Genomic DNA, 25,497 nt, shown 5'->3' with positions numbered 1-25,497 from the left:
GGTGACGTGGCAGCGTCACCCCCCACGGCAGACGAGCTGAGGCCATGGCGTCACCTCAACCGCCAGCACACCAGCGGCATACCGGTCGGAACCGGCTCATCGCCCGCCCCGACGACGGCGATCGCGTCGGCCATCGACAGGTCGATGGCGTGAGTGACATCACCCATTCCCGCTCGCAAGAGGACCGGACGGCCTCCGACTCGGGCCAGACGCACCGGGACGAAGGTGGTGGAGTCCGGGTGACGGGCAATCGGACGATCCGTCTCGGCCCTGAGCACATCGGCCGGCGGCAGGCCCGACAGCTTGCGCAGCAGAGGCTGCACGAACACCATGAACGAGATGAGAGCTGGTCCAGGGCCTGCCGGCAGGACGACCAGGGGGACCAGGCTCGGGTCGATGAGGGCGAATCCCTGATTGGCCCCCGGCTCCATCGCCACCCTGGCGAAGTCAGTACCTCCCATTCGTGGCAGTACCGAGGAGACGGGGTCCTGCTGACCGACAACCATATGATCGCTGGTGGTGAGGACGAGATCCGCACCACGCCCGGCATTGGCGAGCAGCCGTGCCAACTCGCTGTCGCTCGAGGTGTCGGTGGAGATGACGGTGACGTCGACGTCAAGGGCTCGGGTGGCGGACTCGATGGCTGCAGCGGTGGCATCGAGGGAGGCAACCTCTTCGACGCCATTGGCCCGAGCCCGCCTCTCGATCTCCTCGCGCTGGTCCTCATCAGCTCGCACCGCGACGATGACGACTTTGGGCCGCGGCCGTACGAACACCTCGTCGATACCGGCCGAGGCCAGCATCGAGATGATCCCGGGATGCAGGATCGTCCCATTGCGGACCAGAACCTCACCTGATCCGTAGTCCGAACCCGCGAGGCGAGCCCCAGCCCACCTCTTGACCGGAGAGAACAGCACGATGTCACCGTCGGCGTCGAGCAGGTCCAGTGGGAGGACGCAATCGGTGCCCTCCGGCAACAGTGACCCAGCCATGACGCGCACAGCAGTGCCCGGGATCACCGGAGTGGGAGGCCGACGATCGACCTGGATCTCCACGGCACCAGAACGACCTGCCATCCTGGTGGACGCAGAATCGAGGGCATACCCGTCGATGACGGCGGTCGTCACCACCGGGACGTCATGAGGTGCATGGATGTCCTCACACACCGCCAGCCCCACGGCCCGCGGCAAGTCCATGGCGACTGGCGGAACGGCCTGCACGAGGCTGCACAGGTAGTCGCAATGATCGACGACTGACCGACGCCCGGACATGTCCGTCTCGGGCGCTCCCGGCAGACCGAGGGGCTCCACCTCGGGCTCCGGGGCATCGACCTGCTTCTTCCTGTGGAACAACGCCATGGCATCACCCTAGAGGTCATTGCGCTGTCTGGCCGACAGCGACTCGGCCAGGGCGTACCATGAGGGGGGTGATGATGCACCACAGCCTCGCCGATGAGGACCTCTCTGGTCCTCGGCTCGGCAAGTCTGATCCTCGGCTCGGCAAGGAGGAGCTCCGACGTGGCTGCCATGACCGCCGGGCAGCCGTGGACCATCGGACCCGAATGAGCAGGGACGACCGACGCACCGAGCACGCCATGAGTCGGCTGCTGTGGGCCCACAAGGTCGCCCTCTACCTGTCTCGCGGGGACGAACCGGACACTGTAGGACTGGCAGACACCCTCGTCATGATGGGAAAACAGGTTCTTGCTCCGGTCCTGACGGACGGCCACGGCCACTCCCTGCACGAACCGGCGTGGGCGTGGTACGACGGCAAGAACGTACGTACCGGTCTGTGGCAGATCCCCGAGCCGATCGCTCCTGTGCTGCCAGCCTCGGCCATCACCGTGGCCGAGGTCGTGCTGTGTTCAGCCTTGCTGGTCGACCGGGCGGGGTACCGGGTTGGCGTGGGAGGCGGCTGGTACGACCGCGTCCTCACCCAGCGAGCCCCTGGGGTTCCGGTGTGGGCGGTCGTCAATGACGACGAGATCGTCGACGAGGTTCCCCATGATCCATGGGACGAGCCGGTCACCGCTGCTCTCACTCCCACTGGCCTACACCTCCTGGGTCAGTGAATGACGCGGAATTTCTTGGTACCCGGCAGTACGCCTATCATTCGACAGGCGCCTGACACCGATCGGGCCGGAACGAGGAGACCATGCCCACCTACCAATATCGATGCAACGACTGCGGCCATGACCTCGAGGTCGTGCAGAAGTTCAGCGATCCCTCGCTGACCGAATGCCCCACCTGTGAGGGTGAGCTGCGCAAGGTCTTCAACGCAGTGGGCGTGGTCTTCAAGGGGTCGGGCTTCTACTCCACCGACAATCACACCAAGGGAGCCTCCAAGGCGGCTACCGCCGAGATCTCGACCCCCTCCGATTCCTCCTCGACGAAGTCCGAACCGTCCTCGTCATCCCCCTCGACGACGAAGACTGCTGACAGCGCGTCCTGAGTGGAGGGTCCGGACAGGACGTGAACTGCCTGTGGACAGAAATTGCCCTGTGGACAACTGAACGATTTCGTCTCCTCCGACGATAACTGTGGGTGTGAGACTGACATCGAAGAACTCCCAAGACCCTCGCCGACCACAATCGACCCTTAAGCACAAGACCACCGCGCGACGTCGTCTGCATGTCCTCGTCGCACGCCATCGACGCGGCCTGGCAGCCCTTCTCGCCGCACTGGCGGTGCTGCTCGTGGCCTCCCCCGGAATCGCCACGACATCCTCCGGACGAGAGGTCATCGTTGCCGCCCGTCCCATCGAGGGCGGACGCACCATTCAACGCTCTGACCTACGTACCGTCCGCGTGGATCCTGCCGTCCTCCCCCATGAAACAGCCACCCTCGCTCAGGTGGAGGGCCGCCAGGCATCGGCTCGCATCACTGAGGGGACGATTCTGACGACGTCCGCCGTGTTGTCCGGCTCCAGCGTCGGATCCGGGAAAGCCTTGGTAGGGATCCATCTTGTCGACTCGTCGATGGTCGGGATGCTGCAGGTGGGCCAGCGGGTGTCCGTCGTCTCCCCCGGCGAGGATGGAACACCGCACGTCCTGACCCGTGGCGCGATCATCCGTAGCCTGCCCACCAGCGGGGGTGGACTCGTGCAAGGCTCCCCGTCCACGGAATTGGTGGTGGTGTCCACCCGATCGGCCGATGCCGCAGCGATCGCCGTGGCAGGCCAAGGACAGCCCCTGGGACTGGTTGTGGAATGAGTTCGCATCCGGCGAAAACAGCGTGAACGGTGTTAGCCGCACTTCTGATGTCCCATTATAGTTCTCGACGGGCCCGAGGCCATTGGGCACACACCACAACCCGAAAGGAGTCCCGTGAAGGGATTCAAGGACTTCCTGATGCGCGGCAACCTCATCGAGCTCGCCGTGGCATTCATCCTTGGCGGCGCGTTCTCCACCGTCGTCAAGTCGTTCACCACAGTGATCATGGATCTGCTCGGCAGGATCGGCGGCACCCCCAACTTCTCAGGTTGGGTACCCGGTGGGGTCCACGTCGGCGCCTTCATCACCGACGTCATCTCCTTCTTCGTGATGTCCCTCGTCATCTACTTCGGGCTCATCAAGCCCGTGGAGATCGCCACGAAGAAGCTCAAGCACACCGAGGAGGAGCCGGTGGCCGCCCCCACCACCGCCGATCTGCTCATCGAGATCCGCGACGAGCTGCGTTCCCGTCCGGTTCAGTGAGCTGCCTCAGTGCAACACGCTGTGTGGTGGTCGTTCGGCCAACAGACGAGCCTCGTCCGGCCCGATGACCACCGCGCCACGATGCACTGTCGCGCTCAACCCGTCCAGCCCGGCGATCCGACGCGCCTGGGCGAGCACCGCTCCATAGCGGGCGAACTCAAGTCCGGTGGACAGGTCGCCGGGAAGCGGATCGGGCCACGAGCGACCGGCCTGTTGGCATTCAGCACGCCGCTGCGCGAGTCGTCCAGCAGGCCAACCCAACCCGATCAGCCACTCCACCAGGTCGGCTGCCTCCCAACCGGGCTCGTCAGGGGCGGTGAACCGCTGTCCGGTGAGGACTGCGGCCACCGCCTCCCAACACTGCTGATCAGGTGTCACTTCTCACCGGGAATCTCGCCGGCAAGTACGGTGCCGTCAGGGATCGTCTGAGGCTTCTCGGTGCTGAGAGAGACATCTCCCTCGACGACAACCCCCGGTCCGAAAGTCCAGTCTCCCTTGACCGTGAGAGAGGTGGCCCTGCGCAGCGACGGTGGCTCCGGGATGCGGTCGGTGAAGTCACCGACCTTCTTGTAGAACTCCTTGTCAAGGTCAATGGCGCAGGTGTCGTCAGTCATCTTGACCAAGTGAGCGGAGTCGTCGAGATCGTAGACGTCGGAACGCAGCAGCAACAGCTCATTGGTCGTCTTGACCGGCAGGAACCGGGAACGATCCACGCAGATGCAAGTGGCGCCCTCGAAAATCTCGATGGCACCGCCCATGGCCGACTCGATCTGGATGACCGGGGTCGAGGAGGAATCCTTCGGGTCGACGGTCTTCTCGTTACGGATGATCTGCAGCCCCATCACGCCGTGACGCTCGTCGAGGACCTTCTTGAGGGCCTCGAGGTCGAACCACAGGTTGTTGGTGTGGAAGTAGGGATGACGGTTCTCGTCGGTGAAGTACTCCATCTCCTCATCGGCGGTCTGAGCGGTGTCGCGCAGGATGAGCTGACCGTCGGACTTGCGGACGGCCAGGTGTCCACCCTTCTTGTCATTGATGGTGCGACGACACAGCTCAGCGGCGTACGGGGCACCCGAGGCAGCGAACCAGCCAGCCAGACGACCGTCGGGGACCGCTCCCAGGTTGTCGCCGTTGGACACCGAGGCGTACTTGAACCCGGCCGCCAGGAGCTTGTCGAGCACACCGGATCCGAGCAGGGCGGTGTAGAGGTCACCATGGCCCGGCGGGCACCACTCCAAGGAGGGGTCCTTCTCCCACTCGACCGGGGCGAGAGTCTCGGCGTCGAGCTTGGGCTCCTGATTCTGCAGGAAGTCCAGGTCCAATCCCTCGACGGCCAGGTCCGGGTACTTCTCGAGGGCCTTGAGGGTGTCCGCACGGGTGTTGAAGGAGTTCATGAACATCAGCGGCAGACGGGCGCCGAACTCCTTGCGGGCCGACAGCACCTGGGTGGCGATGATGTCGAGGAATGACTTGCCGTCACGCACCTCCAGCAGCGACTTGGCGCGATCGAGCCCCATTGAGGTTCCGAGCCCGCCGTTGAGTTTGATGATGACGGTCTTGTCGAGGGCATCAGCAGCCTGTTCCTCGCTGAGCTCGACGTCGTCGAGCATCGGCGGATCGATCAGCGGGGAGATGGTGTCCTCGCGGATGAGTCCGGTGACACCGGTCTCGAGCTGGTGGTAGTAGGAGGTGAAGACATTGATGGCGACGGGATCGACACCTGCCTCGGTCATCTTCTGGCGTGCAGCTTCAAGTCCTTCTTCGCTCATCCTTGCTCCCCTGCTGGTAGACGGACGTTTCCAGTCTATCGAGGAGGGTCTACCGGCACGGTGGAGCATGCCACCCCGTCACTGGTGAGCCACGCAACCAGAACGCGAACCCGGCCCCCAGGGCGACGCTCCGGGGACAGGGTCAAGGTCACTTGACCAGGTTCGTCCACCGTTGCCACGCTGGAGGTGATGGTGCGGGAGCGTCGGTCCACCAGCAGGACATGGACGACTCCCCCGACCCAACCGTGTAGGCCGACGGAAACCGCGTCCCCCACCCAGCTCGCGGAGATGACTTCCCCGGCCCGGCGCGAGTCCAGACGTGCCAGCCCGGACAATCCGATCCCTGTCGTCATGGCCTGCTCGATGGATTGCGGGGAATCCGCTGAATTGAGGGCGTCCAGTGGCATGAGGGGATCGTCGACCGGCCAGTCCCGACCCTGGCCGGGATGATCGTCGAGGACCGCAACTCCCCAGCGATAGGGGTCTCCCTGTACCCCTCCCCACACCGACCAACCAATGCGACTCTTGGCAGTCTGGTCGGAGTCGGTGTCGTAATAGAGGATATTCACCCCGATGTGGTTGGGGTCGATGGGTGAGGGCAGGATTGACATCGGAATGGCCACCTGGATGTGGCTGCCGTCCGGAATCGGTCGAGCCGTCCATCTCATGCCGGGAGCGGTCTGCCAGGCCGGCCCCTGACGCTGGTCGGCGTCACGCAGAGCCCACGCCCCGACGTCCGAGGTGAAGGGGATGACGGCCGCCTTGAAGGTGGACGAGGTGTTCTCTGAGGTCCCCTGCGGATCAATGTCGATCTCCAGGGAATCCGTACGCCAATGGCCCTTGCAGTCGGCGCTGGCCAACACCGATCCCCGCTTGGGGTCATGAACGGACGCATCGACGTAGAGGTAGTCGTCGTACCAGGCCATCCAGACCTTCCCGGAGACGTCACGCATGGCCGCACACTCGTCGCCTTCCCAGACCCGGGAGATGTCCATGGGCTCGCCTGTAAAGACCTCGGAGTCGAAGGCACCATCGAGTTTGGGAGGACGTGGAGCATGGGGAACACGGGTGGACGGCACCAGCTCGATCCACTGCGGAGTGGACCACTGACCGTCCTGCGACGTCACCGTCAGGGTGTACTCGTAGTTGCCGCCATATTTGCCGGTCTCCAGGGTGGAGTCGGTGTTCGTCAGCTCCACCTCGACCCGGCAGGCCTCTCCCGGCGGCAACGGACCGTAGCTGATGCGGCTGCAGGCAACATCGAACCCTTCAGGAAGGTCCAGGATGAGGTCGCCGGACTGCTCCCGGTCGCTGTGATTGGTGACGACCAACCCCAGCCGCCTCGTCAACCCTGATCCCAGCGTCACGACCGACCTGACCAGCCCTGAAAGCTGAGGCATCCCGATTGAGTCAACCCACTGTTTATACTGGCTGACCTGGGGCAGGAAATCCTGGTGGGCACTCACTGCTGGCAGGACGACGACTCGCGTGTCGGTGTATCCCACTCCCTGATCGGCACGGATCCGCAGCCCGACCCGAGCTGGCCCCTCAAACGCATTCGTCGGAATCGTCACCCTCACCGCGGTGGTGAACGACGACTCGGGGGAAACCTCATCGATCTCTCCGATCTCCACCTGCCAACCCTCGGGTGCGACGGACTCGAGGGTCACTCCGGACAGATCACCGGAAAGGGAAAGACGACCATTGAGTACCTGCCCGGCCGTGGCCGTCGCGGAAAGGTCCAGGTCAACCGTCGTTCCCAGCGGCAACCCGCCATCCTGCCGCACTGCTGCACCGGCGAGCACGGCGTCGACGCGAGATGCTTCCGGGGTCCCCATCTGAGGGTGGGGGACCCGGGATGCCACCTGGCTGAGGAAGGTTGAACCGATGAGATGGGGCTGGGTGGGAACATCTCCCAGACATGCCCAGCCCTGGGAGATGAATCTCCGCTGAGCCTGACGCTGATGGTGGGCCCAGGTCACACCGGCATCGTCAGTGGCCCCTTCCCACAGCGCGTAAACGGTGCTGGCATCAGCCTGTTCAGGCACCAGGGCTGCGTCCGGACCAGTGGGGCGCTCCCCGCCGAAGGAGTCCAGGAGGAGCCGTGGCACCTGCCACGGCTGAAGTCCTTCGACCTCGACCTGGTCGGGCGCGAAGGTGGGATCAGCCGCTGCCAGATAAGCCTCGACGGCCAGCCGACCGGCCATCTGATGGTTGCCGTGTTGTCCCGGCATCGGGGCTGGATTCATGGTGATGATGACCGACGGCTGGGTCGCCCTGACCACCCTGACAAGCCGAGAGAGGGTGTCGAGACGTCCCCACACCCGAGCCGTGAGGGGCGCCGAAACGGTGTAGTAGAAGTCGACCTTGTCGAGGTAGAAGAACCTCTCGACGCCCACCAGGGACAGGGCGCTACGTTCCTCCCTCTCCCGCAGCAGACCCAACAGCGGACCGTCCTCGCTGCCAACGGCATTGCCGCCACCCTCACCACGGGTGATGGACACGACGCCCACCTTCACTCCGCACTCGTGACGCCACCGTCCGAAAGCAGCGAGCAAACCGGACTCGTCGTCAGGATGAGCACCGATGAAGAGGACGTCGAGACGCTCAGACCTGGGCTGGGTCATCCCCACTCCCATCGCAGGTGGTTGGCGGTCAGGTGTTGATGACCGAGTGTAGCGAGGCCCACCTGCGTGGCCCACGAAGTTGACAGGACATCCCAGTCCACCTGGAAGGCGGGGTTGGCCCTGCCCACCACACCGGACTAGGCTGGTGTGGCCCTTCGTGGGCAGGGCCCCGTAGCTCAGGGGATAGAGCAGTGGTTTCCTAAACCATGTGTCGTAGGTTCGAATCCTATCGGGGCCGCCCTCAGGCGTACCACCGCTTCATCTCGACCTCGATCTCCTCCAGGGAGCGTCCCCTCGTCTCGGGCATCACCTTGACCAGGATGAGCGCGATAACGAGGTTGACAATGCCGTAGGTGAGGTAGGTTCCGGCACCACCAAGCCCTGCCAGCATGGCCGGGAACGTCCAGGTGATCGTCGCGTTCGCCAGCCATCCGCAGAACACCGCGGCACCGTTCATGGCTCCGCGCATCCGGGTCGGGAACATTTCACCGAGCATGGTCCACACCACCGTGCCGTTGGTGGACTGGACGATGAGCATGAAGATGCTCATGAGGACGAGCACGAGGATGGGCGCCCATGCCGGCACACCCTTGCCCACATGCGGAGCAATGGCGAATCCGAAGGTGGCGGCAATCCCGAGCAGACAGACACCGACAGCGGTGACGTCGAAGATCAGAAGGTGCCGACGATCGAACCTCTCGATGAGCCACAGGCCAGCACCGGCGCCGATGACGGACATGACGCCGTTGGCCACCTGGGCAATGATCGAGGCCTGGGTGCTCATCCCTGCGAATTCCAGCACCTTCGGCGCGTAGTACATGACGGTGTTGACACCTGTGGTCTGGTTGACCGCGGCAAGGAATATTCCGACGAGCAGAAGACGACGCGTCCACCGCGACTCCATGACGACGGCCCACTGCTGGCGATGAGTAAGTCTGCCGCCCTCACCGTTGAGCTCGACCATCTCGGTGACCTCGTCGACGATCGGCTCGTCAGCCCCTTCGACGCGCACCTGTTTCAGACATGCAATCGCCTCCTGCAGCCGACCGTGGCTCAAGTGCCAGCGCGCCGACTCAGGCATCCTCCGCATACCGATCCACAAGGCGACAGCCGGCAGGGTGCACACCACGAGCATCCACCGCCAGGCTCCACCAGATCCGGCGGACACCGACAGCTGCATGACGAAGGCGTGGAAAGCTTCGTCACTCATCGTTCCGCCATGGGACGTCGCCATGGCCTGCAACTTGTCCCAGGAATAGGTTCCGGGAGCGAGCCGACCGGACGGATCCGCCGTCACCGTCAGGGTCGGGCCGCCATGTGCCGCAGAAATGGCGGCATTGACGGAGAAGGCCAGCAGCTGACCGAAGACGATCATGAACTGGTCAAGAGCGACGATGCGGCCACGCATCCGCTTCGGAGAGGTCTCCGACAGATAGACCGGCACCGTTGCCGAGGCCGCGCCAACGGCAAAGCCGAGCACCACCCGGAAGGGGTACATCACCCAGATGCTGGGAGCCACGGCCGTGCCGAGAGCACCAATGATGAACAGGACAGCGAGGGTCAGCAGGTTATGACGGCGTCCCCAGCGATCGCTCATCATGCCGCCGATGAGCCCGCCGAAGGCCGCACCAAGGGTGAGCGTCCCTCCGATGGCACCTTCATGGCCCACCGTCAGAGCCAAACCACCAGCACCATGTGGCAGGTACATGAAGGGTAGAGCGCCAGAGATGACCCCGGTGTCATAGCCGAAGAGCAGTGAGCCCAGGGTGGCGACCGCCGCTACCACACCAATACGGCGTTTCGGGCCTGCCGGTCGCGTCGTCTCGACGAGCTCGGCGACCTCGGTTCTCGATGTCACGGACAACTCCTATGGACGGGATGTCGCACCGACGCACCACTGCGCTCGGCACCGCGACCCGCCCGGCATCCATGACTCAATCACGTATGACGTAAGTAGGGTCGACGGCAGGACGTTACCACCCTGTCGCCGACCCCGTATCCGCACACATTGGCGGGAATGAGAAAACCCGGTGTCAGCCCTGCTTCTGGGCCTCGGCCTGCCTCTTGAGATCCTCGACGTCGATCTCCTTGACCTTCTCGATGAGCTCGTCGAGCTGACGGCCCTGCAGCAGGCCGGACTGACGGAAGACGAGGTAACCATTGCGGAAGGCCATGATCGTCGGGATGGAGGTGATCTCCAGACCGGCGGACAGCTCCTGCTGGTCCTCGGTGTCGACCTTGGCGAAGGTCACGTCAGTGTGACGCTCACTGGCGTCCTCGTAAATGGGCGCGAAGCGCTGGCACGGCCCGCACCAGGATGCCCAGAAGTCGATGAGGACGACATCGTTCGAATCGATGGTCGAGGAGAAGTTGTCCTTGGTCAATGCGACGGTAGCCACGTTGTACCTCCCGGTAATTGTTTGGGTTCGGTCGACCGCAACGCCGTGGCGCCTCGGCCCATGTGTGGTGCAACAGCATCAGGAGCTGGCGTATTCCCGATGTGCCAATCCGTGATTCACCTCGATGTCGCAGCGCTCGGTGCCATGCCGCCTTGAATGTCACACGGCCTTCAACTCGGCAATCGCCGTCGCTCCCAGATCACGTAGCAGATGGCCGGCACAAATGGGTCGCGCGGCGATGATCGACACCACGCGGGACAGGCCGGGCAGTGCCTCGTCGGAGACGTCGACGTCGTAGCCGGGAGCCAAGGGGTTCAGCATCGGGTTGGACCCGTCCGACCACTGCTCATTGAGCTTGTTCCAGGTCGTCACCCAGGCATTGCCGATCTCACTGCCCGACGGCACCCCGAAGAAATGTCCCACTGGGGCATGATGGCGCAGGGCCACCAGGCCAGATTCCTGGAAGATACGGGCCAGTCGCACCCGAGCGTCCAGGGCCCGGCGGTCCTCCCACGTACCGGCGAGCACCCACTGGCACGGGTGCGGACAGGTGATACCGACGTCAGGACGCTCACCGGCATCAATGGTGGCGTGGTTCATCGCGCACACCCCGAGGGCTTCACCCAATCTGGAATGGAACTTGTCCAGGTAGGAGGTGTAACCCTCCTCGTCACCCTGAGCAGCATGAAGGCTGCGTCGAGCCGTCGCGTTCATGGCCGAGGTGTGGGCGCAGTCCTGGCCTTCGCCTCCCCACTTCTCCCCCACCTTGCCGGGCAACGTGAGCGGGTCCCCGCCGTCTCCCAGTACCGATTGCCAGGCCAGCTGGCCCAGGTATTCCCCCAGGATGTGGCAGGTCACGACGACCTGCTGTGGCTCCTCGCGATGCATCCGGATGTCGAGGACCTCGAGCATGAGCTCGTAGAGGGGCACCAGGTCTCCCAGTGCTCCCCTCTCGGTTGACCGCGGGTGGTGCGGAAAACCCGCGTCAGTGAGCCGGGATCGCAGATCAGCAGGCAGGGGGTCCCCGATCTCCTCGAAATCTTCGGCATCGAGGGCCAGGACTCTGCGGGCCACGGCCGTCACAGCAGCGGCCTGCACCAAGTGAGGATCATCGGATTCGGACGCCCGCGTCATCCGTAACATGGAATCGGCGGTGTCATACCAACCCGCTTCACAGAGCGTCGCGATCTGGTTCAGATCTGGCAGCTGACGGGGCCACAGGGTTTGGGACACACTCATTGCGGCATCGTCACCGCGATTCAGGAGTTCTGGACGACGAACAGACCGGAAAGGACCTCCGGATCGACGACAACCGAACCGTCGGGACCCGTCAGACGGATGCCGTCGACATCATCCTTGACCTCGATGCTCATGCCCGGCAACAGTCCAGCGGCGTAGACGTCGGTGAGGTTGCCCTCGGTGGCCTGGAAGAACTCCGACAACCGGGTGACGGTCACACTGACCGGGCAGCCGGCCTCGGCGATGATCTCGTCAAGAGGCTTGGAGTCGTCGCGGAAACGGGCGGAGTCGTCCGGACGACGACCGATCTGCTCGGGAGGAAGGGGGCAACCGTACGGGGAGACATCGGGGCTGTCGAGGATCTCGGTGAGGCGCTTCTCGACCTCACCGGAGATGACGTGCTCCCAACGGCATGCCTCGTCATGAACCAGGTCGGGGCGAAGACCGATGACCTCGGTGAGCAGGCACTCGGCCAGACGATGCTTGCGCATCACCGTCTCGGCCGCGTCGTGGCCTTCCTGCGTCAGCGAAATCGAGCGGTCAGACTCGACGACCACGAGACCGTCACGCTCCATACGAGCCACGGTCTGGGAGACGGTGGGGCCGGACTGGTGCAGTCGCTCGACGATACGGGCGCGGCGCAGCTCAACACCCTCCTCGAGCAGCTCGTAGAGAGTCCTCAGATACATCTCCGTTGTATCGACGAGCTCACTGCTCACGGTGCACCTCTTCCCCGCCCTCACAGCCGAGGGGCGTCGCTGTCCACCTGCCCATCGGACAGGTTGTCTGACAAAACGGTCGGGGCGTCATTGCTCACGCCCGAGCGACCCCCGTCAGGAAGTTTAGTGCTCAAATACCTGTCATGGTCGTCAGACGGACTCACCGCGACGGATGACGCGGACCAGACGACCCTTCTCGTCGGTGAGACACATGTCAGCCCAGCGCCCCTCCTCCAAGACGCCAACCTCGCTCAGACCGTGGAGTTCAGCCGGTGTGGTGGCCGCCATGACGGCAACTTGCCCCAGCGGCAGTCCCACGACCGAGGTGACGAACTCGACTGCGTGACCCATTGTGAGAGTGGATCCTGCAATCGCTCCCAGCGAACCGTCGGCGGCCAGCAGTCGAGCGCGGCCGTCGACAACCTTCACCGGCAGGCTGCCCAGGATGTAGTCGCCGTCAGGTTGACCGGTGGCGCTCATGGCGTCGGTGACCAGGGCGATGCGCTGCGGTCCGGCAGCCGAGATGGCCATCCGAATGACGTCTGGTGCCAGGTGCACGCCATCACAGATGAGCTCGCAGACCACGCGGGGGTCAGTGAGCATCGGCGGGACCGGACCGGGCTTGCGGTGATGGATGGACGGCATCGCGTTGAACAGGTGGGTGATGACATCGGATCCGGCATCGACGGCAGCGCTGGCAGTGGTGTTGTCGCACTCGGTGTGACCGATGGCGGCATGCACCCCCGCCTTGCTGAAGGTCGCGACGGCCTCCAGACCGTGCTCGCGCTCCGGAGCGATCGTCACCATCCTGAGAGCAGACCCTCCTGCCTCGATGAGTCGATCCACCGAGACCGGGTCAGGATCGCACAACAGCTCGACAGCATGGGCACCCTTGCGCGACTCTGCGAGGAAGGGTCCCTCGAGGTGAATGCCGGCGATCTCGTCCTCGTCGCTGAGTTGACGGAGTCGTCCGACCTGGTCGACGACGTCGTCAATGGCGGCGGTCACCGTGGAGGCGAAGAGGGTCGTCGAACCCTGGCTGCGGTGGTAGGCCACGGCTCGCACGGCGGCGTCATGGTCGGGATCGGTGAAGTCGGCACCGGCGCCGCCATGGCAGTGGGTGTCGACGTAGCCCGGCAGGATCCACTCGTCGACGAGCTCAGCCTGCGGATCGATACCCTCCCCGACCTTGGCGATGCGTCCGGCCTCGACGGTGATCGTTGCCGGTGAATCACTTCCGTCACGGGCGACGACGTGGTGCGAAGCAATACGGCTGATCATCGATGCCTCCTTGACAGCGGGTTTTCCCACATACTGCCACATGGTCACAGCGTGAACACGAGCTTCGTCAGCACCAAGATCTGCGAGGATAGGACCATGGCTGAGCCAAGGATTCCCAGTGACCTCCTGCCCTCCGACCCCCGTTTCGGGTGTGGCCCGTCCCGGATCCGACGGGAGGTGGTGGCCAGTTTGTCCGAACCGGGATCGGTGATGGGTACCTCCCACCGCCAACCACCTGTCCGCCATGTGGTCGCCGCGATCCGCGAGGAACTCTCCACCCTCTACGACCTTCCGGCCGAATATGAGGTTGCTCTTGGCAACGGCGGAGCCACCCTCTTCTGGGACATGGCGACCGTCTCCCTGGTGGAGAAGTGCGCCGCGACAGGCGTTTACGGCGAGTTCACGAAGAAATTCTCCTCGGTCCTGCAAGGAGCTCCCTTCCTCGCAGATCCGGCAGTTTTCCAGGCCCCGCCCGGCGAGCTCGCCCTGCCGCAAGCTCTGGGAGAGATCGACGCATATGCGTGGGCTCACAACGAGACCTCCACCGGGGTCGTCGCCCCGATCCGTCGACCGGATGAGATTGACGAGAATTCCCTGGTCCTCGTCGATGCCACGTCAGCTGTTGGCGGAGTTGCTGCAGACGTGGCGCAGACTGACGCCTATTACTTCTCACCGCAGAAAAACCTGTCCTCGGACGGCGGGTTGTGGCTCGCAATTCTGTCACCAGCAGCGATCGAACGCTCGGAACGATTGACTACCTCGGCTCGCTGGGTACCGCAGATGCTTGATCTCAGCGTCGCAGTGAAGAATTCCCGGGCAGATCAGACCCTCAACACTCCCGCGCTGGCCACCCTCGTCATGCTGGAGGCGCAGTGCCGCTGGCTGCTGGACAAGGGCGGCATGACGTGGGCGGCATCCCGCACCGCGTCGACCTCAGGAATCCTCTACCGCTGGGCCGAGGACAACCCGTTGACGACCCCTTTCGTCGCCGATCCTGCGCTACGTAGCCCGGTGGTGGTGACGATCGACATCGACAAGTCCGTCGACGCCACCCAGCTGTGTGCCCGCGCCCGCGAGAACGGGATCCTCGACATCGAGCCGTATCGCAAGCTGGGCCGCAATCAGATCAGGGTGGCCACCTTCAGCTCGATCGAGCCCGGCGACATCGAGGCGTTGACGGCCTGCCTGGATTGGTTACTGGAGCACCACGACTAACAGTGTCGCCAGGTGGTGTCCTGGGAGCGGTCGTGCACGAAGGTCACGACGCCGGCGCACAGTGCCACCGCGACCGCTCCCAACACCGCGATGAGGGTGCCTGAGCGCGCCTTGGAGGTGGGCTTGCCACTGGCCTGGGTGGCCCCTGCCTTGGCACTCGGAGTCGGCGAGGGGGTCGGCGAGATCGAGGTCAGCGTCGTCGGGAAGTCGATTTCCTGCACCTTGTTGCCGGAGGTCGCGATCTCCAGGGTCTTCTGTGTGGTGTCGGTGGTGATGGTCTGCCCGCCCGAGAACGCCGCGTTGGCGACCGCCTTCCAGGAGTAGGCGTCAACGACCCGAACCTCATGGTCGGTCAGCATGGCCAGCCGTGACCCGTCTGGCAGGAAGGTGGCGTCCTTGACCCCGGCGGGGGCGTCCGCCACCTTTTCGAGCGGGTTGGACTCCGTGCGGCTGACCTGCGGGCCACTACGGTAGATCGCCGGGTGGGGACCGTCAGTGACGATGTAGAAGCTCCCCTTGGGACTGACTGCCATGGCCTTGGCGTCGTGAGCGCCGTCGGGGTAGGTGAACATCCACTCGTAGTAGGTGGATTGATTGGCTGCCGTCGAGGTGGGAGACATCACGCGGATGCCGCGGCGCCTGGTTTTCTTATCACCGATGTCGGCGACGTAGAGCACGCCATTGGCCCACGCCATCGCCTCCACGTCGTGGAAGGCTGGCTCCCACCTCACCCGATGGACTTCCTTGCCCGTCTCGTCGAGGGCAAGCAGGGAGTGGACCGTCGACGGAGAACCATCGGTGACCCAGTAGCAGTCATTGTCGAGGTCGGCAGCCATGCCAACCGGGGTGCCAAGCTTCTTGTCCGTCGTGATGGTGAGATCGACGGCGGCAGCAGGGCCAGCCGACAGTCCCCAGGCGCATCCCAGGGCCACCAGCGCACTCGCGCTGCGGGAACGTCGGGGCCAGGATCGTCGGGTCACAAAAAGACATCCTGCCATGCCGGACCGACCTGTCACAGCAGGGATCCCACCACGACGATCAGTACGAGGATGATGAGAACCCCGCTGATGATGTGTTGCCTGGAGCGTGGATTCATGGATTACACCTTATGTCGACCTCATGGCTAATAATCTGTTGCCATGGGTGGGTTGAGACTCAACGCCATCGCGATCGACGAAGTTCGCGACATGTTTGGGGCTGACGAGGGCCTCTCGACGAAACTGCGTAAGTGGACCGAGGCCACGTTCAGCGTACCCGTCCACCATCATCGTCGATCAGGTTGGCGCAACCCGTTCCACCCACTCCACAAGCCCAATGTCGAGGGACCGATGCTGCCGGTGGGATGGCCAACTCCCAATGATGTCGAGGACTTGGTTCATGGCCGATTCATCGAGCCTGATCGCCTGGGACGGTGCTGGCGACTCGTCAATGAGTGGTTGACCCACCTGTCGTGGGGATGGACCGAGATCCCGATGTCGGTGGCGCGGCTCGATGAGCTTGATTTCGACCTCGCGGCTGTCGGCTTGTCCAGTACCTGTGCCATCAAACGGCTCATGGTAGGGGAACCGCAGATTCCGCTGCGACCGGCACCTGGCATGAGGATCGGTTATGCGCGCACCGGGCAGGTACTGACGACTCGGCTTGGGCTGGCTGATGTCGTCGACAAGATACCGGCCGAGCGGCGAGGTGAGGCTGACGCCATCCTGGAATTCCTCAACTCATATCCGGGATGGATGGACCTCGCCAGCGACCTGGGGCGCCCGGCAGCAGACCTCTTGGTGGTCTGGCAACCGGACACCGTCGGTGGGATTCAACCCACCAGCCTCACATCTGGCCAAACAGTCTCATGAGCAGGGACTGGACGAAGTAGACCACGAAGAGGGCCGCAACCACCCACAACAGCGGATGGATCTTGCGTGCCTTGCCAGCGATGGTCTTGGTGATGCAGAACATGATGAGGCCAGCGCCGATGCCCGTCGTGATCGAGTAGGCGAACGGCATGAGCACCATGCCCAGGAAGGCCGGAAGACCTTCCTCGACGTGCTTCCAGTCGATATGGGTGACCTGGGCCATCATGAGGAATCCAACGAAGACCAACACCGGCGCGGCTGCCTCCGAGGGAATGATCGACACAATGGGGGACAGGAACATCGCCAGCAGGAATCCGATACCGGTGACGATGGAGGCGATACCCGTTCGCGCCCCCTCCCCCACGCCAGCGGCCGATTCGACGTAACCGGTGGCCGAGGAGGCCGACCCGAGACCACCAGCGACGGCAGCCAGGGCATCGACGACGAGGATCCCCTTGAGGTGCTCGGGGTTGCCGGTCTCGTCGAGGATGCCGGCATGGTCTCCGATGGCGACAACCGTTCCCATGGTGTCGAAGAAGTCGGCGAGCATGAGGGAGAAGACGACCAGAAGGGTCCCCAGAAACACTCCGACGTGGAAGTGACCGTCAACCAGGAAGCCGCCGAACAGGTCGACGTGACCCAGCAGGCTCAGATCGGGCAGGCGGAAGTCCTCCACCCCGGGCAGCCGTGGGACGTTGAGGGCCCAGCCGGTGGGATTCTTCTCGCCCTGCGGTCCCAGGTGAGCGATGGCCTCAATGATGACTCCGAGCAGGGAGGTACCAATGATCGCGATGAGCATGGATCCCTTGACGTGACGCTGGTGCAGCACGACGAGAAGGAGGAATCCGAACAGGCACAGGAAGATCGGCCAGCCTTCCAGGCTGCCGCCGACACCCAAGGTGACGGGGGTGCCGGCGCCGCGACGGATGACGCCCGAGTCCACGAAACCAACGAAGGCGATGAACAGGCCAATTCCGACGCTGATCGCCGAGCGTAGAGAGTTCGGGACGGCCCGGAAGATCATTTCTCGGACGCCGGTGAGGACGAAGACGAGGATGAGGACGCCTTCCCACACCACCAGGCCCATCGCCTGGGACCAGGTCATCGTCGGGGCGACGACGTAGGCAAGCAGGGAGTTGATGCCAAGGCCGGTCGCGATACCCATCGGGAATCGTCCCCAGATACCCATGGCAATCGTCATGATCGCAGCCACGAAGGCGGTGACGGCCATGACCATCATCTTGTTGTCGTCAATGGCAGCCGTGTTGAGGGTGGTGCCGGCGGCGTCGAGGAACTTCGGAGCCCCGTTGAGGAGCTTGCCGTTCTTGTCCGCCGCGGTACCGATGATGAGAGGGTTCAGGGCTAGGATGTAGGCCATCGTGAAGAAGGTGACGAGGCCGCCGCGAATCTCGCGCGATCTCGTCGATCCTCGTTCCGTGAGATGAAACCAATTGTCGAATCTTGCTGATGCGGTGTTGCTGGGCACGGGGGCATTCTAGGGATGACATGTCACGGCCATGTTGCAGGGCATTACGATGGAACCGTGGCGAACCAGCGTGAACACCTGCTAACCCAGGCCAATGTCGCCCCTGTCGACGAGAACGGGGTGACGGTCGGCATCGTGGGAACCATCGCCTTCGCGGTGGCGTCCATCATCTGCTGGATCATGCTCGACCACCTCACCGAGAACGGCTACCGCGACTGGCTCTGGATCTGCCTGACGGGTACTGCTCTGGGGATCGTCGGCACGGCATACTGCTGGCGACGATCCCGCCACTGAACCCCTCCCCGGGGATCACAACTCAGTCGAACAACGAGTCGTCGATCGAGATGGTGTCGAAGACCGGCTCGGGCAGCTCGATACCGCGATGCTTCTCGACGACGTCGGAGTGACCGCCACAGCCATGATCGACGTGGACCACTGAGCCGTCAGAGGGCGAGAACTCGTTGGAACACACCCCGAAGACCCGCCCCAGGGAGTGCTGCAAGCGCACGAAGTAGCCACAGGTGACGCAGCTGGCAGGAGCATGACGACTCATGGCGTTGTCAGGGCCACCCTCACCGGCGAGCCAACGCTCAGCGGTGGAGTCACGGCCCTCTCGCGACAGCAAACGCTCACGGCCCAGCCCCAGCTCAGACGCCACAGCTCGGGTGGTAGCCCACTCAGCCGGATCCTCGTCGGCGGCAAGCTCGCCACCGGTGTAACCAGGCTCCAGGCGCGGATCATTGTCAGCGGTGGGCATGAGGGTGCCGGCGGTGATGTCCCCGGCACGCACTCGGTCGCGCCACGGCACCCATTCGGGGGCCAGCAGGGAGTCGTCGCCCGGAATGAGAACGACCTCATTGACGGTGACGTTGCGTCCGCGCAGGGCACGCGACATCGTGACGGCCCACCGCCATCCTCGATATCCCGGATGCGGGCATTCGAAGAGATGGGTCAGAACGCGCTCGTCCTCGACGATCGTCCCGACGTGCTCACCGACCCCGAAGTCACCCGCGCGACGCTCGGCCGCTTCCCGAGCCTGGTCAACAGCCTTCGCGATCGTCGCGTCAACCTTGACGGCCCGGGTCGCAGCGCGCGATCTCGACGTCACCTGTGTCATCACAGCTCCAACTCGTCGGCAACAGCACGAAGCATCTTGGCCACCGCGCCGGCGGTGCGCGGATCGGGATGACGTCCGTGCCGGTAGCCATTGCCCATCTTGTCGAGCATCTTGATGAGGTCCTCGCAGATCACCGCCATCTCCTGCGGCTTCTTGCGGCTCGCCTTGGACAGCGAGGCCGGGGTCTCGACGATCTGCAGGGACAGGGCCTGCTCTCCTCGACGTCCCTCAACAACCCCGAAGTCAACCTTCTGACCGGGTTTCAGGGTATTCACCCCTGCGGGCAAGGCGGAAGCGTTGACGTACACGTCGCCGCCACCGTCCTTCGTCAGGAAACCGAACCCCTTGGTGGCGTCGTAGAAACGCACCTTTCCGGTTGGCATCTCTGGCTCACTCCTTCTGGTCATGACGGTCAATGGACCGCCATACAAGGCTACAGCCTTGTCGACGGTCCACCACCCGCGATCTTTCCACAGCCCGACGGGAAGGCTTCCGACGGGCCAGAAGCGTCACACCGACGGGTCTCACATGGCGCCGGAGAGATCACCCCGCTGGCCGTCAGTCCATCGGAAGTAGTCAGCCATCGCCAGCTTGGAGGCTGCGGCCTCGTCGGCGATCACGAGAACATGGGGGTGGAACTGCAGCACCGAGGCCGGGCACATCGCCGAGACCGGACCCTCGACAGCTCCGGCGAGAGCATCGGCCTTGTTGGCTCCGACGGCCAGCAGAACGACATTGCGGGCGTCCATGATCGTCCCAAGCCCCTGGGTGACGCAGTGACTGGGAACCTTCTCGCCCTCCTCGAAGAACCGAGCATTGTCGGCCTTGGTCCGCTCAGCGAGGGTCTTGACACGAGTCCGCGAGGACAGCGAGCTAGTCGGCTCGTTGAATCCGATGTGACCGTTGGCCCCGATACCGAGGATCTGGACGTCGACGCCGTCGGCCTCCTGGATCGCCTTCTCATAATCCGCGCATGCCGCGTCGAGGTCGTCCGCCATGCCGTCCGGAGTGTGCACGTCGGCCGGGTCCAGACCGAGCTGCTCGGTGACGGTGTGTCGGATGGTGGCGGCGTAGGAGCGCTCGTCGTCGGCGGGAAGACCGACGTATTCGTCCAGGGCGAAGGCGCGCAGACCGGTGAAATCAGCCTTGCCCTCCTGAGCGAGAGCAGCCAGTGAGGAGTAGGTCGTCAGCGGCGTCGACCCGGTGGCCACTCCCAGCACCGGTGTCTTCGCCCGGGCCAGCACCCTGGCAATGCGCTCGGCAGCAATCCGTCCGACGGCCTGCTCGTCGGAGCAGATGATGACCTCCATGTCGGCCCTCCCTCACATGCGCGGCCACGCCGCGCGTCGCTTCGTGTCTAGGTTGAGATTATGGCCCGATGAGCGTTTCTGAGCGATCACAATCATCTCCTGTGAGCGTTGACCCGCACACACTGAGCGCACCGCTTGGTCGGCCCTACCCCCTACCATGGAGACATGGCACAGAGCACCGTCAGGAGAGCACCCGTTGACGTCGTCGGCTCCCGTCCTGCTCCGGGTGCCTTCCAAGCTCCTCGGGTCGCTCCTCTCGAGGCCCCGAGCCTTCCTGCCAACCCGGCTGCCGGGAAGCCATCAGTCGCTCCCCGTGGTTATCAGGGTGGGGACTACCGCCCGCTGGCCGAGTTGATACCGCGTCGTCGAGGCCGCCGCGAACCCCATGACCCGTTCTCCACCCAGGCAGGACTGACCGGCCCCCGTGTTGAGCATCGAGATCCGCATGAACCCATCCGCACAAGCCGGTTGGCCAGTGGCTCCTCGACCTGGGCAGCTCCGGCGGGAGACCCCGTCTCGACGGTTCCCCCGCCACGTCTCAAGACCGTCCGGATGCCCCGGCGACTTGATCCGCGCATGCCCGCCACCGCCGGCAGCCGGTCCATCATGGACCTGTGTCGAGCGTTGGGATGGCCGTGGGTCGTCGTGCTCGCACTGGGATGCGTGTGGTCCCCACTGTCGATACCGGCTCTGCTCCTCGCATGGTGGTTGGCATGGCGTCACCCATTCGCCGCTGGACGCCTCAGCAAGGCTCTCACCGCTGTGACGGTCGTCGTCATCATCGGTGGCGCGATCGAGTCGCCGGTACGAACCGTGCCGGCCCAGTTCGCATGGATGTCTCGCCTGGGATGCGTCGTGATGCTCGCACTCGGGCTCCTTCTCATTGATCGTCAGCTGACGCCTCGGGATCCGAGGCCACGACGATGAGTGCGGTTGATGAACCGACGACCCTTGCCTCCACGATTCGGGGTCTGGACGCCCAGAGGCTCTCTCGGCTTCTGACCCTGCGCCCCGACCTGGCGAATCCCACTCCACGCGACCTCGCTGAGGTCTCTTCGCGGGCTGGCACCCACGCCTCCATCAATGCCGCCATTTCCAGCCTTGATCGGTGGCGACTGAGCCTGCTGACCGCCCTGGCAGCACTGGGAGACCTCACGCTGGCTGAACTGACTGACGCCATCTGCCAGGGATGGCCGCCCAAGCCCGGCACGATTCGTGCCGATGTCGCGGACGGCGTCTCCGATCTGCTCGACATGGTTCTCGTCCTGGAGGATTCCGGCCACCTGCACGTCATTCAGGTCGTCACCACTCACCTGTCCGGATACCCAGCCGGGTTGGCACCGGTGTCCGTCATGCCCATGGGCTCTGAGGAAGTGGCCGAGAGACTGGCTGCCGCGGGCCCCAAGGCGCACGCCGTGTTGGAGCGTCTGGTGTGGTCCCCCACCGGTCACCTCCCCAATGCTCGACGCACGGTGACGCCCGAGACTGCGACGACCCCCGTCGAGATGGCGCTGGCCCACCGCCTGTTGCGTCCCCTCGACGATGACACCGTCATCCTGCCCCGTGAGGTGGCCCTGCCCCTGCGCGGGAATCGTCTCCTTGCCGAACAGCCCAGCCCCACCCCACCAGCATGGCCCGAGCCGCGTCAGACCGCCCTGGTCAATCGTGCCGGCCTCGGGACGGCGCTGGAGGCCGTCAGCGCGATGTCCGCCCTGCTGGAGGGGGTGGAGCGTCACGACTGTGCCCTGCTGGCCAGTGGCGGCATGGCCAAGCGAGACGCCCGCACCGTGCTGTCGCGGGTGGCCCCGGGGGACGATGGCTGGGTACACCTCGCCGTCGCGGCGGCTGGCGGATTCATCGGTGCCGACGGGCGCGGCTGGCTGCCCACCTCGCTCGCGGACCGCTGGCGCACTGATTCGTTGTGGGGTCAGTGGGTGAGCTTGCGCGATGCCTGGAGACGCATCCCGCAGTTTCCCGGAAGCCTGGACAACACCTTGGATGCCTCGTCGCCGGCAACTGCCCGCGCGTGGCGACGCCTCGTCCACGAGGAACTGAGCACAGCTGAACCCGGCACTCCCGTGAAGGCCGGCCTCGTCGCCGACCGCATCCGATGGCGTCAGCCGGGCACCACAGTCGATGACTCCTTGGTCGAGGCTGTCCTCGACGAATGCCGAGTGCTGGGGATGATCGCTCTGGGAGCGCGCACCGATCTCGTCGATTCCCTCACCTGCGCTGACATGCCGGAACGCACTGACGAGGTGATCCTGCAGTCCGATCTCACCGCCATCGCCCCCGGCCCACTGACCCCCGACACCGCCACCGACCTGGCTCTGCTGGCCGATCGGGAGTCCACTGGGATCGCCGGTGTACGGCGATTCACCCGGACCAGCCTGCGTCGTGCCCTGGACGCCGGGTGGACTGGGGACCGTGTGCGTCAGTGGTGGACGGATCACTCCCTCAGCGATGTTCCCCAAGGTCTGCTGGTCCTCCTCGACGACGTCGTTCGTGATCATGGTCGGGTGTCGGTGGCCGCCGCCGGTGCCCTGTTGGAGATCGACGACCCGGCTGCCGTCGAGGCTATTCTGCGCAGTTCTCTGGCGACTGATCTGGGACTGCGTCGAGTTGGACCGCAGGTGCTGGTGGCCCAGGCAGAACCTGACCAGGTGCTGGCAGGCCTTCGCCAGTTGGGAATGTCCCCCGTGGCCCGCGATTCCCACGGCGACGTCTTCTCGGCTCCCCCTCCCCCTCGCGCCAAGGTCGACGCCCTCACGTCTTCGGCTCCGCAGGCCGATCCGGAGGGCCTTGCCGCGGCACTGCTCAACAACAAGGGCCGTGGGTTCTCGGATCGCCGTCAGCTTCTCGCCCAGCTGCACCAAGCCCAGCAGGAGGGTGCGTGGATGCGGATCGAGCGAGTCATCGACGATGGCACTGCAGTGCGTCAGACGGTGCGGATCATGGCGGTCGCGGCCGGGGCGGTGCGATGCGTCATCCGTGGTGGTGGCGGGGCGGCGGTCGTCCCGGTGTCCCGGATCACCGCCTGCCAACCGGCCTGACGACGTCCCATCGACCCCTCGAAGCAGGAACAAATCCGGGATCAGGGGCGATACTGGAAGTGATGACTTCTCTACCCGGCCCCCTCATTGTCCAGTCCGATCGCACCCTCTTGCTGGAGGTGGATCACCCTCTGGCGGACGAGTGCCGTCATGCCATCTCCCCCTTTGCGGAGCTGGAACGGGCTCCCGAACACATCCACACCTACCGACTGACCCCACTGGGTCTGTGGAATGCGATGGCCGCTGGGCACGACGCCGAACAGGTCGTCGACACCCTCATGAGGTACTCCCGTTATCCGGTGGCCTCCGGACTCCTCATCGACGTCACCGAGACGATGTCTCGTTACGGCCGGCTGCGCATCGAGAAGCACCCCACCCTCGGACTCGTCCTGGTGTCGACGGACAAGGCCGTGCTCACCGAGGTGCTGCGATCCAAATCGGTCCGTGGCCTCGTCGGCGACCAGATCGATGATGAGACGGCAGTGGTCCACCCTTCCCAGCGCGGCACCCTCAAACAGGCTCTGCTCAAGTTGGGATGGCCCGCCGAGGACCTTGCTGGATACGTCGACGGCGAGCGCCATGACATCGATCTGACCGAGGACGACTGGAGTCTTCGTCCGTATCAGCGGATGGCTGCCGAGTCCTTCTGGGACGGCGGATCCGGAGTTGTCGTGTTGCCCTGCGGCGCCGGCAAGACCGTCGTCGGGGCGACCGCCATGAGCCTGGCCCGCTGCACGACTCTCATCCTCGTCACCAACACCGTCTCCGCCCGGCAGTGGAAGGAGGAGCTCGTCCGACGCACCTCCTTGACCCCCGACGAGATCGGCGAGTACTCCGGGTCACGCAAGCAGGTGCGGCCCGTCACCATCGCCACCTATCAGGTCATCACGACCAAACGTAAGGGTGTGCACCCCAACCTGGAGCTTTTCGAGGCCCGCGACTGGGGCCTGGTCATCTATGACGAGGTTCACCTGCTTCCGGCTCCGGTCTTCCGCATGACGGCCGACCTACAGGCACGCCGTCGGTTGGGGTTGACGGCCACTCTGGTGCGCGAGGACGGCCACGAGGACGACGTCTTCACCCTCATCGGGCCCAAGCGCTACGACGCTCCCTGGAAGGAGATCGAGGCCCAGGGCTGGATCGCTCCTGCCGACTGCGTCGAGGTGCGGGTGAGCCTGCCCGAGTCCGACCGGATGACCTGCGCCATGGCAGAACCGGACGTCCGCTACCGGATGGCCGCGACCCTGCCGATCAAGAACCGGGTGGTTGCGGACCTGGTGGCCCGCCATCGTGGCCAGCCCACCCTGGTCATCGGCCAGTACGTGGACCAGCTGGAGGAGCTGGCCGAGGAACTGAGGTGTCCGATCATCACTGGATCCACCACTCCGACCAAGCGTCAAAAGATTTACCAGGATTTCCGCGGAGGGGTTACCGACCTGCTCGTGGTCTCCAAGGTCGCGAACTTCTCCATCGACCTGCCGAGTGCCGAGGTCGCCATTCAAGTGTCGGGGGCATTCGGGTCCCGCCAGGAGGAAGCCCAGCGCCTGGGCCGGCTGCTGCGACCCAAGGATGGGCTCGTGGCCAGGTTCTACGCGGTCGTCTCCCGAGACACCGTCGATGCCGACTTCGCCAGTCACCGTCAACGTTTCCTCGCCGAACAGGGGTACTCGTATCGCATCGTCGATGCGGACGATTTGGACGCACTGGACCGGACAGCGTGAAAATAGATGTGAACGAA

The 25,497-nt window shown here is 64.5% G+C and carries 24 protein-coding genes and 1 tRNA gene; 11 read left to right on the top strand and 14 right to left on the bottom strand.

Annotated elements, in window-relative coordinates; all coding sequences use genetic code 11:
• Positions 1–50: 50 nt before the first annotated feature.
• Positions 51–1,358 (bottom strand): MoeA family protein, encoded by a 1,308-nt coding sequence (locus HMPREF9153_RS07345; protein WP_004810827.1) that lies wholly within the window; start codon positions 1,356–1,358, stop codon positions 51–53.
• A 74-nt stretch (positions 1,359–1,432) separates the two neighbouring features.
• Between HMPREF9153_RS07345 and HMPREF9153_RS07340 the strand changes: the two genes are divergently transcribed.
• The 4 genes from HMPREF9153_RS07340 to mscL all read left to right on the top strand — a co-directional run bounded on the left by HMPREF9153_RS07340 (position 1,433) and on the right by mscL (position 3,694).
• Positions 1,433–2,071: a 5-formyltetrahydrofolate cyclo-ligase gene (locus HMPREF9153_RS07340; protein WP_256998270.1), complete on the top strand. Its 639-nt coding sequence runs from the start codon at positions 1,433–1,435 to the stop codon at positions 2,069–2,071.
• A gap of 83 nt (positions 2,072–2,154) precedes the next feature.
• The gene (locus HMPREF9153_RS07335) at positions 2,155–2,451 is read left to right on the top strand and encodes an FmdB family zinc ribbon protein (RefSeq protein WP_004810823.1); all 297 of its coding nucleotides are present in this window, start codon (positions 2,155–2,157) and stop codon (positions 2,449–2,451) included.
• 175 nt (positions 2,452–2,626) lie between these two features.
• Entirely contained in the window at positions 2,627–3,211 is a 585-nt protein-coding gene (locus HMPREF9153_RS07330) for an SAF domain-containing protein (protein WP_306425505.1), read from the top strand.
• A gap of 114 nt (positions 3,212–3,325) precedes the next feature.
• Positions 3,326–3,694 carry a large conductance mechanosensitive channel protein MscL gene (gene mscL, locus HMPREF9153_RS07325; protein WP_004810819.1) on the top strand — a complete coding sequence of 123 codons (369 nt, stop codon included), beginning with the start codon at positions 3,326–3,328 and terminating at the stop codon, positions 3,692–3,694.
• Between the two features lie 6 nt (positions 3,695–3,700).
• Here the strand turns inward: mscL and HMPREF9153_RS07320 are convergent, their stop codons facing one another.
• Genes HMPREF9153_RS07320 through HMPREF9153_RS07310 form a run of 3 tightly spaced genes read right to left on the bottom strand, consistent with a single transcriptional unit; the run spans position 3,701 to position 8,090 of the window.
• Positions 3,701–4,072: a hypothetical protein gene (locus HMPREF9153_RS07320; protein ID WP_004810817.1), complete on the bottom strand. Its 372-nt coding sequence runs from the start codon at positions 4,070–4,072 to the stop codon at positions 3,701–3,703.
• The gene (locus HMPREF9153_RS07315) at positions 4,069–5,463 is read right to left on the bottom strand and encodes a UTP--glucose-1-phosphate uridylyltransferase (RefSeq protein WP_004810815.1); all 1,395 of its coding nucleotides are present in this window, start codon (positions 5,461–5,463) and stop codon (positions 4,069–4,071) included. The genes HMPREF9153_RS07320 and HMPREF9153_RS07315 overlap by 4 nt, the downstream gene beginning before the upstream one ends.
• A 35-nt stretch (positions 5,464–5,498) precedes the next feature.
• On the bottom strand, positions 5,499–8,090 hold the full coding sequence (locus HMPREF9153_RS07310) for a sugar-binding protein (RefSeq protein ID WP_169311833.1): 2,592 nt from the start codon (positions 8,088–8,090) through the stop codon (positions 5,499–5,501).
• A 165-nt stretch (positions 8,091–8,255) separates the two neighbouring features.
• Between HMPREF9153_RS07310 and HMPREF9153_RS07305 the strand changes: the two genes are divergently transcribed.
• Positions 8,256–8,328: transfer RNA gene (locus tag HMPREF9153_RS07305), tRNA-Arg, on the top strand.
• A 3-nt stretch (positions 8,329–8,331) separates the two neighbouring features.
• Here HMPREF9153_RS07305 and HMPREF9153_RS07300 read toward each other — a convergent pair.
• The 5 genes from HMPREF9153_RS07300 to HMPREF9153_RS07280 form a co-directional block, all read right to left on the bottom strand.
• Positions 8,332–9,948: an MFS transporter gene (locus HMPREF9153_RS07300; RefSeq protein WP_015583192.1), complete on the bottom strand. Its 1,617-nt coding sequence runs from the start codon at positions 9,946–9,948 to the stop codon at positions 8,332–8,334.
• A gap of 175 nt (positions 9,949–10,123) precedes the next feature.
• Positions 10,124–10,507 carry a thioredoxin gene (trxA, locus tag HMPREF9153_RS07295; RefSeq protein ID WP_174266665.1) on the bottom strand — a complete coding sequence of 128 codons (384 nt, stop codon included), beginning with the start codon at positions 10,505–10,507 and terminating at the stop codon, positions 10,124–10,126.
• Positions 10,508–10,648: 141 nt separating this feature from the next.
• On the bottom strand, positions 10,649–11,728 hold the full coding sequence (locus tag HMPREF9153_RS07290; protein ID WP_004810807.1) for a hypothetical protein: 1,080 nt from the start codon (positions 11,726–11,728) through the stop codon (positions 10,649–10,651).
• Positions 11,729–11,748: 20 nt separating this feature from the next.
• Complete coding sequence (locus HMPREF9153_RS07285) at positions 11,749–12,471, bottom strand: metal-dependent transcriptional regulator (RefSeq protein WP_004810805.1); 723 nt, start codon at positions 12,469–12,471, stop codon at positions 11,749–11,751.
• 126 nt (positions 12,472–12,597) lie between these two features.
• Positions 12,598–13,728 (bottom strand): N-acetylglucosamine-6-phosphate deacetylase, encoded by a 1,131-nt coding sequence (locus tag HMPREF9153_RS07280; RefSeq protein WP_036979708.1) that lies wholly within the window; start codon positions 13,726–13,728, stop codon positions 12,598–12,600.
• A 96-nt stretch (positions 13,729–13,824) separates the two neighbouring features.
• Between HMPREF9153_RS07280 and serC the strand changes: the two genes are divergently transcribed.
• Positions 13,825–14,943 carry a phosphoserine transaminase gene (gene serC / locus HMPREF9153_RS07275; protein ID WP_370882828.1) on the top strand — a complete coding sequence of 373 codons (1,119 nt, stop codon included), beginning with the start codon at positions 13,825–13,827 and terminating at the stop codon, positions 14,941–14,943.
• Here the strand turns inward: serC and HMPREF9153_RS07270 are convergent.
• A complete protein-coding gene (locus HMPREF9153_RS07270; RefSeq protein WP_036910011.1) occupies positions 14,940–15,779 on the bottom strand; it encodes a hypothetical protein in 840 nt (279 codons plus the stop codon). The genes serC and HMPREF9153_RS07270 overlap by 4 nt on opposite strands.
• Before the next feature lie 303 nt (positions 15,780–16,082).
• On the opposite strand from HMPREF9153_RS07270, the gene HMPREF9153_RS07265 reads away from it, so the two are divergent.
• Positions 16,083–16,793: a hypothetical protein gene (locus tag HMPREF9153_RS07265; RefSeq protein ID WP_004810796.1), complete on the top strand. Its 711-nt coding sequence runs from the start codon at positions 16,083–16,085 to the stop codon at positions 16,791–16,793.
• Here the strand turns inward: HMPREF9153_RS07265 and HMPREF9153_RS07260 are convergent.
• The gene (locus HMPREF9153_RS07260) at positions 16,768–18,201 is read right to left on the bottom strand and encodes an NCS2 family permease (RefSeq protein WP_334337938.1); all 1,434 of its coding nucleotides are present in this window, start codon (positions 18,199–18,201) and stop codon (positions 16,768–16,770) included. The genes HMPREF9153_RS07265 and HMPREF9153_RS07260 overlap by 26 nt on opposite strands.
• 93 nt (positions 18,202–18,294) lie before the next feature.
• Between HMPREF9153_RS07260 and HMPREF9153_RS07255 the strand changes: the two genes are divergently transcribed.
• Positions 18,295–18,573 carry a DUF2530 domain-containing protein gene (locus HMPREF9153_RS07255; RefSeq protein WP_023032405.1) on the top strand — a complete coding sequence of 93 codons (279 nt, stop codon included), beginning with the start codon at positions 18,295–18,297 and terminating at the stop codon, positions 18,571–18,573.
• A 22-nt stretch (positions 18,574–18,595) separates the two neighbouring features.
• On the opposite strand, the gene HMPREF9153_RS07250 is transcribed toward HMPREF9153_RS07255, so the two are convergent.
• The 3 genes from HMPREF9153_RS07250 to nagB all read right to left on the bottom strand — a co-directional run bounded on the left by HMPREF9153_RS07250 (position 18,596) and on the right by nagB (position 20,706).
• Positions 18,596–19,396, bottom strand: a complete 801-nt coding sequence (locus HMPREF9153_RS07250) for a DUF3027 domain-containing protein (RefSeq protein ID WP_004810791.1) — start codon at positions 19,394–19,396, stop codon at positions 18,596–18,598.
• A complete protein-coding gene (locus tag HMPREF9153_RS07245; RefSeq protein WP_015583202.1) occupies positions 19,396–19,779 on the bottom strand; it encodes a cold-shock protein in 384 nt (127 codons plus the stop codon). The genes HMPREF9153_RS07250 and HMPREF9153_RS07245 overlap by 1 nt, the downstream gene beginning before the upstream one ends.
• 141 nt (positions 19,780–19,920) lie before the next feature.
• Entirely contained in the window at positions 19,921–20,706 is a 786-nt protein-coding gene (gene nagB / locus HMPREF9153_RS07240) for a glucosamine-6-phosphate deaminase (protein ID WP_004810786.1), read from the bottom strand.
• 165 nt (positions 20,707–20,871) lie between these two features.
• Here nagB and HMPREF9153_RS12895 point away from each other — a divergent pair, with 165 nt between their 5' ends.
• The 3 genes from HMPREF9153_RS12895 to HMPREF9153_RS07225 all read left to right on the top strand — a co-directional run bounded on the left by HMPREF9153_RS12895 (position 20,872) and on the right by HMPREF9153_RS07225 (position 25,480).
• Positions 20,872–21,633: a hypothetical protein gene (locus HMPREF9153_RS12895; protein WP_306425484.1), complete on the top strand. Its 762-nt coding sequence runs from the start codon at positions 20,872–20,874 to the stop codon at positions 21,631–21,633.
• The gene (locus tag HMPREF9153_RS07230) at positions 21,630–23,759 is read left to right on the top strand and encodes a helicase-associated domain-containing protein (protein WP_004810782.1); all 2,130 of its coding nucleotides are present in this window, start codon (positions 21,630–21,632) and stop codon (positions 23,757–23,759) included. The genes HMPREF9153_RS12895 and HMPREF9153_RS07230 overlap by 4 nt, the downstream gene beginning before the upstream one ends.
• Positions 23,760–23,821: 62 nt before the next feature.
• Positions 23,822–25,480, top strand: a complete 1,659-nt coding sequence (locus HMPREF9153_RS07225; RefSeq protein WP_004810781.1) for a DNA repair helicase XPB — start codon at positions 23,822–23,824, stop codon at positions 25,478–25,480.
• Positions 25,481–25,497 lie beyond the last annotated feature (17 nt).

Source organism: Cutibacterium avidum ATCC 25577 (assembly GCF_000227295.1).
GTDB lineage: Bacteria > Actinomycetota > Actinomycetes > Propionibacteriales > Propionibacteriaceae > Cutibacterium > Cutibacterium avidum.
This window is presented reverse-complemented; position numbering and strand designations above follow the sequence as displayed.

Coding starts and splice junctions, on each gene's coding strand:
- HMPREF9153_RS07345 (WP_004810827.1), bottom strand. CDS start 1,358: ATGGCGTTGTTCCACAGGAAGAAGCAGGTCGATGCCCCGGAGCCCGAG.
- HMPREF9153_RS07340 (WP_256998270.1), top strand. CDS start 1,433: ATGCACCACAGCCTCGCCGATGAGGACCTCTCTGGTCCTCGGCTCGGC.
- HMPREF9153_RS07335 (WP_004810823.1), top strand. CDS start 2,155: ATGCCCACCTACCAATATCGATGCAACGACTGCGGCCATGACCTCGAG.
- HMPREF9153_RS07315 (WP_004810815.1), bottom strand. CDS start 5,463: ATGAGCGAAGAAGGACTTGAAGCTGCACGCCAGAAGATGACCGAGGCA.
- HMPREF9153_RS07310 (WP_169311833.1), bottom strand. CDS start 8,090: ATGACCCAGCCCAGGTCTGAGCGTCTCGACGTCCTCTTCATCGGTGCT.
- HMPREF9153_RS07290 (WP_004810807.1), bottom strand. CDS start 11,728: ATGAGTGTGTCCCAAACCCTGTGGCCCCGTCAGCTGCCAGATCTGAAC.
- HMPREF9153_RS07280 (WP_036979708.1), bottom strand. CDS start 13,728: ATGATCAGCCGTATTGCTTCGCACCACGTCGTCGCCCGTGACGGAAGT.
- serC (WP_370882828.1), top strand. CDS start 13,825: ATGGCTGAGCCAAGGATTCCCAGTGACCTCCTGCCCTCCGACCCCCGT.
- HMPREF9153_RS07270 (WP_036910011.1), bottom strand. CDS start 15,779: ATGGCTGCCGACCTCGACAATGACTGCTACTGGGTCACCGATGGTTCT.
- HMPREF9153_RS07265 (WP_004810796.1), top strand. CDS start 16,083: ATGGGTGGGTTGAGACTCAACGCCATCGCGATCGACGAAGTTCGCGAC.
- HMPREF9153_RS07255 (WP_023032405.1), top strand. CDS start 18,295: ATGACATGTCACGGCCATGTTGCAGGGCATTACGATGGAACCGTGGCG.
- HMPREF9153_RS07250 (WP_004810791.1), bottom strand. CDS start 19,396: ATGACACAGGTGACGTCGAGATCGCGCGCTGCGACCCGGGCCGTCAAG.
- HMPREF9153_RS07245 (WP_015583202.1), bottom strand. CDS start 19,779: ATGCCAACCGGAAAGGTGCGTTTCTACGACGCCACCAAGGGGTTCGGT.
- nagB (WP_004810786.1), bottom strand. CDS start 20,706: ATGGAGGTCATCATCTGCTCCGACGAGCAGGCCGTCGGACGGATTGCT.
- HMPREF9153_RS12895 (WP_306425484.1), top strand. CDS start 20,872: ATGGCACAGAGCACCGTCAGGAGAGCACCCGTTGACGTCGTCGGCTCC.
- HMPREF9153_RS07230 (WP_004810782.1), top strand. CDS start 21,630: ATGAGTGCGGTTGATGAACCGACGACCCTTGCCTCCACGATTCGGGGT.
- HMPREF9153_RS07225 (WP_004810781.1), top strand. CDS start 23,822: ATGACTTCTCTACCCGGCCCCCTCATTGTCCAGTCCGATCGCACCCTC.